Source organism: Hanstruepera marina (assembly GCF_019880635.1).
Lineage (GTDB): Bacteria > Bacteroidota > Bacteroidia > Flavobacteriales > Flavobacteriaceae > Hanstruepera > Hanstruepera marina.
The window spans coordinates 41,701-54,505 of record NZ_JAINVX010000006.1 but is presented as its reverse complement, the minus strand read 5'-3'; the positions used below and the strand labels follow the sequence as shown (position 1 = coordinate 54,505).

Annotated in this window: 14 protein-coding genes; 4 read left to right on the top strand and 10 right to left on the bottom strand. The window is 33.3% G+C overall.

All coding sequences use genetic code 11. From position 1 onward, the window contains the following. Positions 1-52: 52 nt before the first annotated feature. The 4 genes from K7G76_RS14560 (at position 53) to K7G76_RS14545 (ending at position 3,016) form a co-directional block, all read left to right on the top strand. On the top strand, positions 53-487 hold the full coding sequence (locus K7G76_RS14560; protein WP_103052719.1) for an RrF2 family transcriptional regulator: 435 nt from the start codon (positions 53-55) through the stop codon (positions 485-487). A 49-nt stretch (positions 488-536) separates the two neighbouring features. Next, positions 537-1,268, top strand: a complete 732-nt coding sequence (gene ric, locus K7G76_RS14555; protein ID WP_223034944.1) for an iron-sulfur cluster repair di-iron protein — start codon at positions 537-539, stop codon at positions 1,266-1,268. A 139-nt stretch (positions 1,269-1,407) separates the two neighbouring features. Next, entirely contained in the window at positions 1,408-2,565 is a 1,158-nt protein-coding gene (locus K7G76_RS14550; RefSeq protein WP_255573045.1) for a hypothetical protein, read from the top strand. Beyond that, complete coding sequence (locus tag K7G76_RS14545) at positions 2,549-3,016, top strand: hemerythrin domain-containing protein (protein WP_103052722.1); 468 nt, start codon at positions 2,549-2,551, stop codon at positions 3,014-3,016. The genes K7G76_RS14550 and K7G76_RS14545 overlap by 17 nt, the downstream gene beginning before the upstream one ends. A 7-nt stretch (positions 3,017-3,023) precedes the next feature. Here K7G76_RS14545 and K7G76_RS14540 read toward each other — a convergent pair whose 3' ends face one another. From K7G76_RS14540 to nirK, 10 genes are all read right to left on the bottom strand, one after another. Beyond that, positions 3,024-3,260, bottom strand: coding sequence for a hypothetical protein (locus K7G76_RS14540; RefSeq protein WP_103052723.1), 237 nt, complete (start codon positions 3,258-3,260; stop codon positions 3,024-3,026). A gap of 1 nt (position 3,261) precedes the next feature. Next, positions 3,262-3,843, bottom strand: coding sequence for a cytochrome c oxidase subunit 3 (locus K7G76_RS14535; protein ID WP_103052724.1), 582 nt, complete (start codon positions 3,841-3,843; stop codon positions 3,262-3,264). Between the two features lie 61 nt (positions 3,844-3,904). Further along, positions 3,905-5,170 (bottom strand): alginate export family protein, encoded by a 1,266-nt coding sequence (locus tag K7G76_RS14530; protein ID WP_103052725.1) that lies wholly within the window; start codon positions 5,168-5,170, stop codon positions 3,905-3,907. A gap of 30 nt (positions 5,171-5,200) precedes the next feature. After that, entirely contained in the window at positions 5,201-6,976 is a 1,776-nt protein-coding gene (locus K7G76_RS14525; RefSeq protein WP_103052726.1) for a nitric oxide reductase activation protein NorD, read from the bottom strand. 74 nt (positions 6,977-7,050) lie between these two features. Then, the gene (locus K7G76_RS14520) at positions 7,051-7,824 is read right to left on the bottom strand and encodes a CbbQ/NirQ/NorQ/GpvN family protein (RefSeq protein ID WP_223034943.1); all 774 of its coding nucleotides are present in this window, start codon (positions 7,822-7,824) and stop codon (positions 7,051-7,053) included. Positions 7,825-7,910: 86 nt separating this feature from the next. Further along, complete coding sequence (locus K7G76_RS14515; protein WP_103052728.1) at positions 7,911-9,248, bottom strand: cbb3-type cytochrome c oxidase subunit I; 1,338 nt, start codon at positions 9,246-9,248, stop codon at positions 7,911-7,913. A gap of 8 nt (positions 9,249-9,256) precedes the next feature. Next, a complete protein-coding gene (locus K7G76_RS14510) occupies positions 9,257-9,700 on the bottom strand; it encodes a c-type cytochrome (RefSeq protein WP_103052729.1) in 444 nt (147 codons plus the stop codon). A gap of 24 nt (positions 9,701-9,724) precedes the next feature. After that, positions 9,725-10,438: an SCO family protein gene (locus K7G76_RS14505; RefSeq protein ID WP_165780106.1), complete on the bottom strand. Its 714-nt coding sequence runs from the start codon at positions 10,436-10,438 to the stop codon at positions 9,725-9,727. Between the two features lie 2 nt (positions 10,439-10,440). Continuing rightward, positions 10,441-11,214, bottom strand: a complete 774-nt coding sequence (locus K7G76_RS14500) for a formylglycine-generating enzyme family protein (RefSeq protein ID WP_103052730.1) — start codon at positions 11,212-11,214, stop codon at positions 10,441-10,443. 22 nt (positions 11,215-11,236) lie between these two features. Continuing rightward, positions 11,237-12,685 carry a copper-containing nitrite reductase gene (nirK, locus tag K7G76_RS14495; RefSeq protein WP_103052731.1) on the bottom strand — a complete coding sequence of 483 codons (1,449 nt, stop codon included), beginning with the start codon at positions 12,683-12,685 and terminating at the stop codon, positions 11,237-11,239. Positions 12,686-12,805 lie beyond the last annotated feature (120 nt).

Genomic DNA, 12,805 nt, shown 5'->3' with positions numbered 1-12,805 from the left:
AATTTTGTCCGATTTGTTTTTTTGGTTTAAATTTGTATTATATAACTAAAGTATGTTTTCAAAAGCTTGCGAATACGGTATTAAAGCATCTATTTTTATAGCTATAAGCTCTTCTGAAGGAAAGCGCGTTACACCCAAGCAAATAGCAGAAGAGATTAACTCACCACAAGCCTTTACTGCGAAAATTTTACAGGCACTTGTTAAGCATAATGTTATTAACTCTGTTAAAGGTGCTTATGGTGGTTTTGAAATTGAAAAAAACGATATATCAAAGATTAAACTGGCTCAAATAGTAAATGCTATTGATGGAGATAAAATTTATAGAGGTTGTGGCTTAGGTTTAGAAATATGTGATGAAAACCATCCTTGTCCTGTTCACGACAAATTTAAAAGTGTTCGGACTGATTTACAAAACATGCTTGAAAGTACAACATTGGAAGAGCTAGCAATCAACATAAAATCTGGCGCATCATTTTTAAAAGTTTAAAAAAAATTTAATATTAAATAGGATATATTTATCCGAAATAAAAAACAATATGGAAACATTAGAAAAAAACATTCAAAAACAAATAGGCGAATATGTAGCTGAAGATTACAGAACTGCAGCTGTATTTTCAAAATATAAAATAGATTTTTGCTGTAATGGTGGTAGAACCATAGAAGAAGCTTGCCAAAAAAAAGGTATAAACAGTAACCAATTATTAGATGAGCTTAATAGTGTTTTAAATAATAAAGGTGACCAAGCTATTGATTACAAATCGTGGCCTTTAGATTTATTGATAGATTACATTGAAAAAAAACATCACCGTTACGTTGAAGAAAAAATTCCTGTATTAAAACAGTTTTTAGATAAACTGTGTAGAGTACATGGCGAGAGACATCCCGAACTGCTTAAAATTAACGAATTATTTACTGCATCGGCAGGAGAATTGGCAGCCCACATGAAAAAAGAAGAACTTATTTTATTTCCTTTTATTAAAAAAATGGTTCAAGCTCAACTAAAGAATAGTGTTATTGAAACTCCTCATTTTGGTACGGTCGATAATCCGATTGCTATGATGAAGCATGAACATGACAACGAAGGGGAACGTTTTAGACAAATTGCTGAATTAACCGATAATTACAATCCCCCGAGTGATGCTTGCAATACCTATCGTGTAACATTTGCCATGCTTGACGAGTTTGAAAAAGATTTGCATTTACATATTCATTTAGAAAATAATATACTGTTTCCTAAAGCCATAAAGTTAGAACAGTTGTTTGGTTAATAATGTAATAATTATTTGTTTGGTTAAAATTCCAGAAAGTTGTCCTCAAAGGCTTTCTGGAATTTTTTTAAATGTGTATTTTCATCTTTTTAATTTATTAATGCACAAAAAACTTATTCTTGTTTGTTTAATTAATTTCTTGATTGCTGCCCTAATGGGTTTGTTATTAAGATATTCTTTCGTTAACGATGTACCCTTTAACTATCGTTTTTTAACGCACGCACATTCCCATGTAGCTATGTTAGGTTGGGTTTATTTAATGCTTTACACCTATTATGTACATTATCTTATTCCAGATAAAAAAACCATTTACAACCGACTGTTTTGGGTTACAGAGATTGCTGTAATTGGAATGATGATAAGCTTCCCCTTTCAAGGTTATGCAGCAATATCCATCAGCTTTTCGACACTTCATATAATGTGCAGTTATTATTTTGTTTTTGTAATCTGGAAACATCTTAAAACGGATTCTAGAGTAACAAAACTTTTGGTTAGAGCTTCTCTCCTATTTATGCTTGTTTCTACTTTAGGTGTTTGGTGTTTAGGTCCGGCCGTTGCTACGCTTGGTCAAACCAGTGCATTTTACCAAATTGCCATTCAGTTCTTTTTACATTTTCAATTTAATGGTTGGTTTTTAATTGGTGTTATAACCATTCTCTTTTTTCTATTGAATATTGAATATTCTCAATTATTTAAATACTTTTTTTATACATTAATTTCTTCAACCATTTTAACGTTAGCCTTGCCCATTCAATGGTTTGCTCCTCACAACAGTTTATTGTGGATAAATAGTGTTGGTGTAATCTTACAAATTATATCACTAGTTCTGTTCTTTAAACTTATTAAACAGAAATTAGTCCGCTTTTTAAAAAAACAAAGCAACCTAGTTAGAAACTTTTTGGTATTTGCTGTTTTGTGCTTGGTATTAAAAAACATGTTTCAACTCACATCCCTTTTTCCTGAATTTGCACAAATAGTTTACGAAAATCGAAATTTTGTAATTGGGTTTATTCATTTAAACATGTTAGGCGTTATATCTGGTTTTCTATTTGCTTTTATTTTTCAAAACTTCAAGTTAAAGGCTTCCAAATTGTTAATTTTAGGAGTTTACACTTTTATATGTGGTTTTTTACTAACAGAATTGTTAATAGCACTTCAAGGGTATTATTTTTATGAAGGAAAAGGTATAATTGACCAATATTATTTAATGTTATTTCTATTCAGTATATTATTGCCAATAGGCATTACAGTTTTTACCATTACTTTAAGTAAAGAAACGTATGAAATCTCCAAATAAACCTTTAAAACGCCATACAGCCTTACAGCCGTTAAGCAAGGAGCATCACCATGGACTCTTGTTGTGCTGGAAAATTAGAACAGGTTTTAGTAAAAAGATAACTCCAGAACGCATTTGGGCTTACGCCAATTGGTTCTACAAAACACATTTAATTCCTCATTTTAAGATAGAGGAAGAATATATTTTTACAATACTTAATAGTGACAACAAACTTGTTATTGAAGCAATTGAACAACATCGGGAACTACAAATGCTTTTTACTGAATCTGATAAAAATACCCAAACGCTTTCGACAATTGAATTATTATTGGAAAAACACATCCGTTTTGAAGAACGTGTACTTTTTCCTAAAATTCAAAACGTAGCTACTGAAAAACAATTTGAAACTATTGAAGCGCTTCATAACGATGAAAAATTTATAGACAAGGAAGACGATGTGTTCTGGAAATAACCTAAAGCTAATAGCGAATAACCAAAATGATTGCTAAAATGATAAAAACAAATGCAGCAACAATGAATCGCCAAAACACATGAGCCTTAATTAACTCTATAAAATAGTAGCTAATTCCTAAAAATTTCAATCCCGCAAGCGCTAGTATTATTATGGCTGAATAACTTAATGTTTGTTGTGCAAATAATGCTGAAATAAGGGTAAGTAATATTAAAACTCCCAATGTAATTTTGGCACTTTTCATCTTAAAAAATTAAATAAATTACTGGGAATAAAAGCACCCAAATTAAATCGCACATATGCCAAAAGGCAGCGCTTGCTTCAATGTTTTCTATATTGGCTTCAGTACCCTTTTTACAAATACCAAAAAACACAAGCACCAAAATAACCATACCTACCAACACATGAATAACATGAAATAGTGTAATCATCCAATAAAACAAAAAAAACGTGTTATAGCCTATGGTGTAGCCAGCCTCAATCTTATCGTAATATTCAACACCTTTTAAACCAATAAACAGCAAACCGCCCAACAGCGTCAATTTTAAAAACAATGAAGCCTTTTTTAGATTATTAACTTTAAAATAATGTACCGCTTTTGCCATACAATAACCGCTTCCAATTAAAAACAGTGTGTTTATTGCACCAATAGTACTGTTTAAAAGTAGTCGAGAAGAATGAAAAACTTCAGGTTCTTCTTTGCTACTGTAAGCCATAGCAACCAAAGCCATACCAAAGGTAATGAGCTCTAAAAAAATAACAATCCAGATTAGGATGCCCCCTGGAGGATAAAAAATATTTTTATAATCTATTTTTGCGCTTTCCACCTAATTGAAGTTTTAAAAATTAAAGCCTAATTGAGTTATTTCAATTAGGCTTTTTTCAATATTATTGTTTTTCTGAAGGGTTAGAATATGTAAATAGTTTTGGTTTAAAAGTAATCATTACCCAAGCCCAATTATTGGTTGCATCTTTATCACCTCCTTTTAAAACTTCCATAGTCTCTGTTGCAAACATTTGAGAATAGCCTAAATTAAAACTAATATTGTTGGTGTATTTATACCCAAAAACAAAATCAATTTCAGTACCTAAAGCATTGTCCATGGTTTTTCCTGTACTATTTACAACATTTGCTGCAGAAGAAAAGAAATGAGGAATAAGCATTGCTGATAGCTTATCTTTTTTAAACTTGAATGTTGCATATATGTCTAATAGACCAACCGAATTAATATGGTTTCCTACATAAAAATAATCCATCCAACCATTAAACTTGTGGTTAGTTCCAAACCATGGCGTAAACGATTTTAATTTAGAATCTGTAGCATCCATGTCTGTACCAGATAGAATTTCTACACCTAAACCTACGGTAAAATGTTTAGCTAATCCATAGTAAACATTTGCGGCAGCATTGAAAGCACTTAAATCTGTTTTTGCAATTTTACCTGTTTGGAAATATAAAGATGCATCAACCTTGAGTTTGTTTTTAGTAAATGTTGCATGCGAACCAATTGTTTGATTATATTCAACTTCTTGTTTACCATTATTATCAAAAGCCAACCCATTATTTAAGAATAAAAAGCTTAAACCAACATCACCAAAATTTCCATGATACCATAAATATTGGAAATTCTTGTAGTTTGTTACATCATAATCAATTTCAAACAACGATTCGCTTTCGGAACTTAAAGCCAAACCTAAATCCAGTCTATGCTTTTCATTAGGTTTATAGGTTGTTAAAAAAGCATCATGACTCCTTGCTTGTTGTGCCCACTCCACATTACCAAAAATCCTATGGTCATCATAAATAATTTCTTGACGACCTAGTTTCATAGATAATTTTGGAGAAAAAAACATTTCAGCCCAAGCCTCATGAAGTGCAGTTCCGTTTTTATCTGCACTTGCCAAAGTTGAAACATCTCCCCAAACTCTTACATTTTGAACTGCTATATAAGCATTTAGTTTTTCGCTTCCATAACGAAAATTTAAACGTGTACGTTGCGAGACAAAGACAGCAGCATCAAGTGTGTCTACAGCTAAAGTTTTAAAACCATGTCTATATTCAAATCGTGGTCTTAATTCTGCTGTAACTTCAAAAGTTTGCGTAAATGTGAGATTAACTACCAACATCACTAATACAATTACTATTTTTTTCATTTTTTATGTTTTAAAATTGCTTTTTCTTTTTTAAGATTGATGCTTTATTCGCTCATAAAGTTTAACCAACGATTGCAACAACTCCACAGGGTTGGTTAAAATTTGATAATGGTTTTGTCCAAACATTTGCGGTAAATAATATTTGGCTTGTGCTTCAATAGCCAAAGCATATGAGTTTATTTGACGTTCATTAAGTTCTCGAAGTGCTTGTTTAACATCATTAATACCGTATTTGCCTTCGTATTTATCATAATCGTTTGGCTTTCCGTCTGATATTAAAATGACCCATTTGTTTTTGGTGTCACGTTTATCTAACAATGCTCCAGAATGTCTTAAAGCTGCACCAATACGTGTATAGCCACTAGGTTCGATACCGCCCACTTTATGTTTTGCTACATCCCAGTTTTCATCAAAACCCTTCAAAGTGATATAACTGGAATGGTTTCTAGTTTTAGAGTAAAAACAATCGATGGAAAAATCGATATTGAACTCATTTAAAATTTCTCCAAACAGAATGGATACTTGTTTTTCAACATCAATAACCCGATTCCCTGCAGCATAGCCATCACTGGATAAACTCACATCCAACAACAATAGAATGGATAGATCTTTTTCTTTTTTACGCTTGGATAGATAGATTTTTTCTAATGGGGTATGACCTGTATGTACATCAACAAACAAGTCGGTAACCGCATCAATATCCAACTCTTCACCTTGTGGTTGCCTGCGCTGTTGCTGGTATTTGTTATTAACGGTGGTCAACATTTTTCGCAAACCCATTAAAGTAGAGCGGTTGTCGTTTAATGTTTTTTTGTAAAACGAAGGGTCAGAAACAACAGGATTTTTAGGATATACTTTGCAGAAGTCTTCTTTATAACTTCGGTCTTTGTAATTCCATTCATCGTAAGTCACAAAGTAGCCATTGCTTTCGTTTTCTGCACTTTCGGCAATGGTGGTGTTTTCAATAAAATCAGCTTGATAGACGGAATGCGCTGTATCATCAACACGAACGGTATGTTTCATATTAACTTCATCGAGCGCGTTGGAGTGATCTTCTAAATCATCATCACCATCCATCTCCCTAAAATTCCCTCCAAATTCTTCGGCGGTTTCAACCTTTTCAAACTGATGCTGTAATACCGCATCTTCTAGTTGTTTTTGGTCTATTTGTACCGAAATTATTTCTTCAACAGCTTTAGATTTTATTAGTGTTTTGGGCTGTTCTTCATTTGCCTTTTTAACTTGATCTGTAAAGTTTTCTAGTTTTTCAACTGAATTGTCTTTGATGTCATTCCGCATCCATTTTCCATATATAAATGAAAAATCTGCTGGTTTTTTTTTCGTGGCTTTTTCGTTATAAAAAGACACAAATTTTTGGTGATAGGTTTCTGTAATGGGGAATTGTTCGAACAATTCTTTTAAAACGCCTTTTGAAGTGTCTTGTGCTTTTTGTTGCGATTCTAAAGTGTCGTGTTCGGTATTATCGTTCCAATTTAAATTTAAATTCTTTTGAACAGATAAGTATAAAACTCTAAATAAATAAAATGAAATATTGTCTTTTACCGATTGAAAATCGTAAAATTTAGTAGGCAGAAAAAAGTTGTTGTTTCTATAACCGCCCTCGCGTTCTGCTGCATAAATCTCGATGGCTTCACCAGTAATTGCGCGTGCAAAAATGGTTAACCTTGGTTTTATCTCATCTAAATTTACGGCGTGTTTAAGTTCTGCTTCTTTTCTCTTTTTACGTTTTTTAAAAAAGAAGGCAAACTTGGTAAATATGTACTCGTCTGGTTCGAACTCGAACATAGTCTTTAGTCTTCAGTTTGCGGTTTTCAGTATCAATTGGACTGCCAACTGAATACTGTGTACTGCCAATTAATTTATATCATTAAATCACTTAAATCTTTTAAGGCTTGAATGACTTCCAAATCATCGGTTAGGGGTTCCACAACAGCTACATGAACGGCCAAACGTTTTGGTAATCCTGTGTGAATTAAGTGTGCTGCATCTACCAATAATCTGGTTGAAACGGTTTCGGTTAAACCAAGCTCGGTGAGGTTTCTAATTTTTGTAGCAATATTTACCAGTCTTTTGGCGTCGTCTTTTGAAACATTTGTTTCTGAAACCAAAATTTCGGCTTCAATTTTTTCTTCTGGATAATCGAATGAAATTGCAACAAAACGCTGTCTTGTTGAAGGTTTTAATTCTTTAAATCCACGTTGATAACCAGGATTGAATGATGCTACCAACATAAAATCTTTATGGGCATTTATAGTTTCACCCAACTTATCTATAAACAATTCACGTCTGTGATCGGTTAAAGAGTGAATAGCAACAATAACATCAGGACGAGCTTCGGCAATTTCATCGAGATATAAAATATGGCCTTCTTTTACAGCAGTGGTTAATGGGCCATCTAACCAAACGGTTTCGGCACCTTTAATAATAAATCTGCCTATTAAATCTGTTGATGAGGTTTCCTCGTGACATGAAATCGTTATAAGTTTGGTGTCTAATTTATGAGCCATATGCTCAATAAATCTGGATTTTCCTGTGCCTGTTGGTCCTTTTAATAAGAAGGGAATTTTACAATTATAGGCATGTTCAAATACCTGAACTTCTTTACCAATGGCATGATAATAAGGAATATTCATTTTGTTTTAGTGTTTAAAGAAAAACCCGCATTACGCATTGTAGTTTGTAATGCGGGCATTATTATTTTGAGTTAGTCACTCTGTATTTATGATGCTATTTCTAGAGCTTCATCTGTTGGTTTACCGTGTTTGTAAAAATCAATGAAGTATAAAATTATACCTGTCATGAACAATGTTGCACAAAGGATAAGTACAATAAAATGGATTTCAATTTCTTTTTGCACTTCCATAAATTCCATTTTAAACTTTCGCTCTAAATATACTTGAGCTACACCAGCTACACCAAAGGCCACCGTCATACCAATAATACCAATATTAGACAACCAATACGCAGCTCTACCGCGTGTACTTTCATATAGTTTTCTACCTGTTAAATTTGGTAAAGCATAACTTATAATGGCTAAAACAATCATAGCGTAAGCGCCCCAGAAAGCTAAATGACCGTGCATTGCCGTTACCAAAGTACCATGCGTATATATATTAGTTTGTGGCAGCGTGTGTGCGAAACCAAGTAATCCTGCTCCAATAAACGAAACTATAGCTGCGCCAAGTGTCCAGTATAATGCTAATTTGTTAGGGTGTTTCTTTTCGCCTTTTCGGTACATATTAACAGCAAATAATGCCATGGCCAAAAATGCTAAAGGCTCTAGTGCAGAGAATATACCTCCAACGATTAACCAAATTTTATTTACACCAATGTAATAGTAGTGGTGACCTGTACCTAAAACGCCTGATAGGAATGTTAAACCAACAATGACGTATAACCATTTTTCAATGACCTCTCTATCTACACCAGTTAGTTTTATTAATAAGAAGGATAAGATACCACCCATAATTAATTCCCAAACACCTTCTACCCATAGATGAACTACCCACCATCTGAAGAAAGAATCTTTCACTTGACTATCAAACGGAAGCATACCTGGTAAGTATAACAAGGCTGCAAATAGCAGACCCATAGAAAGCACGAGTGCGGTTGTTGTTTTGCGTTTGCCTTTAAATAAGGTTGCTAAAATAAGTCCTAAAAACAACAGTACATTTACAACAACTAAATAATCTAAAGGTCTTGGGATTTCTAAAAATTTACGACCTTCCCAATAGTTAAAGTGATAGCCTACAATGGCGATAACACCAACTAAAGCTAAACTTATTAATTGTACATAAGCGAGTTTTACGTTTACCAATTCGCGTTGCGCTTCTTCAGGAATAATATAATAGGCTGCACCCATAAAACCTGATAATAACCAAACTACTAATAAATTAGTATGTACTGCTCTTGCTGTATTAAACGGAATGAATTCATGTAATCCATCATAACCTGCATGAGCAAACCCCATAATAAAACCATATATGATTTGCAAACCAAACAATAACATGGATAGGGCAAAAAACCAATAGGCTACTTTTTGTGATTTATATTTCATAATTTCTTTTAGTTAGAGTTAGTTTTATCTTTTGCTAATGGAGATACCACGGTATCAAATCCGTTTAAATCTATTTCTCCTATCCATTCAAAAAAGGCTATTAAATCCGCAGCTTCTTCAGCGGTAAATCCATAAGCTACCATTTTTCTTCCATTAGGAGCCCAATCCACTGGTGTTGTTAAAACGGCTTTAATATAGCCTTCTCCTCTACGTTCAATTACTTTAGTTAATTCAGGAGCATAATAGGCTCCTTCTCCCATTATTGTATGGCAACCCATACAATTATTTTCTTCCCAAAGGGTTTTTCCTCGAACTACGGCTTCAGTGATATTTTCGTCATTAGATTGATCTTGAGCCTTACTAAAAGAAAAAATAGTAAGACCAATAAATATGATAAAGGTCACTGCAGTACCACCAAGGAAAAAGGCACGTGCTTGTTTTTTTGATAACATATTATTTAGTTTTTGATTAGTATTCTATTTATTTGTTAATTCAAGAATGGCTTGAACAGTTTCATTATTATCAACTCCTAAACCTTCTTGTTGATGCACTAATTCTCCTTGTGGATTAAATACACTAATGATGTTTGAATGTGAAAAGTCTATAGGAGATATTTGTTTATATTTTACAGCTAATACATTTGCAAATTCTCGAACACCACTTTCAGTACCTTGTAAGAAAGTCCAATGCTCATCATCCATTAAATTTTCTTCGGCAAATGCTTTCAATCGTTCTGGTGTATCATTTTTAGGGTCTATACTTACCAATACAAATTGTAAATCTTTTAGATTTTCTTTAGGTACTTGTGCTTCAATGTTTCGCATATCGGCAACCAAACGCGGACAAGCTGCTTTACAGGTTGTGTAAATCATAACCATAACCAAGGTTTTTCCTTTTAAATCTTCAAGTTGAATGGCTCCTCCTTCTTCTGTTTTCCAATTATTTGTTAAATTGAAAATAGATTCATCTGAAATTTCTTGATTATTCAAAACTTTATCAGGTTCTTGGTCAATAGCTTTTAAGTCCATTTTACATACTGGACAACTTTCCGCATCAGTATAGGTTTTATTGCCTTCACATTGCATCGGACATTGATAAACAACCATATCAGTATTAGACTTATCATTCTTACATGATATAGTCACAGTTAATGTCAAAAAAAGTGCTATTAGTAATTTAAATTTCTTCATTGTTATTCACTTATATCTTTTACACAACGAAAACCAAGATTTTTCATGGAGTATTTTGCTTTTAGACTACCCCGAATAGCGTAACGCATAAAAGCAGCGTAATTCATTAGATCTGTAGCTCCTATAGCAGCACTACCACAAAATAAATTAGTATCTGTATCAACATCCTTTCTAGACTCTCCGGAAACTAAAACTGAATTAAAATCTGACGTCCATTCCCAAACCAAACCATGTAAATCATACACATTCCAATAATTTTTAAATGTGCTACCTATTTCATTATTAAAGGTTTTTGGTTTTTCATACCAACTTAAAATGTACTCATTATAACTTGCTTTAGTTCTTGCATCTGCAATATCTTGATCTGCCATGGCTACATATTCCCATTCATCTACTGTAGGTAATCGCTTTCCTAAACATTTGCAATAATCATTTGCAACAAACCATGATACATTTGTAACAGGTGCATTAAGAGATTGACCACTGCTTAATTCTGTATCAGATTTCCAATTAATCAAGTAATTATTATCAGCGAACAAGCGCTTTACTTTAGATCGTTGCCATTTGGGGTATTTCTTTACAAATTGCAGAAATTCTTTATTTGTAACTGGATAAACATCCATTTCAAAATCTGAAATGGTTACTTGCATAGAATCCCTACCATATAAAGGTGTATAAACGCTCCCTTTTATTGGAACCATTTCAGACTGACAAAAAGCTGTTGTCAGGTATGAGGTGAACAGAACGCTCATTATCAGTCTTAAAATAGTTTTCATGGGTATCTGCTATTAATTATTATTAGTGACCACTCTTAACTTGCTCTACTTGAGCTTTTGTTACATTGGTTTTGTTATTATCCCAAGAATTATATATATAGGTCATAACATCTGCAACCTCATCTGCACTTAATGATTGTCTTGTCATAACACTATTGTAAACTTCTCCATTTACAGTAATCTCTCCAGTTTTACCATTTAACACAATACCAATAGCACGATTAACATCGGCATTCAGGTAATCTGATTTTGCCAAAGGAGGAAAGGCCTTTGGAATACCTTGACCTTCTGCTTGATGACAAGCAAAACATGTATTCATATATATTTGCTTACCTGATTCCATTTTTTCTTCTAAAGTCTTATCAGTAGAAGCTGTTTCTGTTTTGACTTTACCATCATCTGGCATGGTTTGAATGCCTCCTCCTTCTGGTAAATAAATACCTTCTTGTTTCGTTCCTGAATAGATAGTTTTAGCTTCATCTCCAGTAACCTTAAGCATACCCAAAGCTCCTTTATTAAAAGCTCTAAAGATGGAGTGGTCTACCAAGATGAATGTTCCAGGAACATCTACTCTAAATTCTACAATAGCTGCTCCACCAGCTGGTACTAATGTAGTTTGCACATCATGATTCATCTTCATTCCACCTTCCATATAAACATTGTCAAAAATTTCACCAATCACGTGAAAAGATGATACTAAATTAGGTCCTCCGTTACCAACAAATAATCTAACCGTTTCTCCTACATTAGCTGTAATAGCATTGTCACCTGTTAAAGAACCCACACTACCATTAAACACTACATAGTCAGCATCTTCATCAACAGCTTTTTGCATGTCAAATTGTTGTAGTCCAGGTTCTCCATTTTCACCTTTAGTGTAAAAATCACCTTGCATAACATAGTATTCTTTATCCACAGGTGGTAAGCCACCTTCTGGCTCAACCAAAATCAAACCATACATACCATTAGCAATGTGCATTCCAACTGGAGCAGTTGCACAGTGATAAACATATAATCCAGGGTTAAGTGTTTTAAAACTAAAAGTTTTTTCATGTCCTGGTGCTACAAATGAAGATGTTGCTCCTCCTCCAGGTCCAGTAACGGCATGTAGGTCAATGTTATGAGGTAATTTATTATCTGGGTGGTTAGATAACGTGAATTCAACCTCATCACCCACTCTAGTTCTAATAAAACTTCCTGGTACAGAACCACCGAAAGTCCAATAAACATAAGTTGTCCCATCAGTCATAGTTCCTTCTTTTTCAAGAATTTCCATGTCAACAATAAGTTTTTTGGCTTTACGCCTACCAATAGGTCTTGGCACATTTGGGGGAGCTGTCAATTCCGCTGTCATCTCCTGACTAACAGAAATTTCGGCACTATTTTGTTTTTTTTCCTCTTTATCAGAGCAAGAATTTAGCATGAAGACCAATATTACAAGAATACCCGCAAAAATTTTATTTTTTTTCATAATAGTTTAATTAGCATTATTTTAAATAGGATAAATATGTCTTATTTTGAATTATTCAAAAATACTTTACAAAAACTTAACCTAATATGATATAAATCATATTTTGAAAGCTTTATTTAT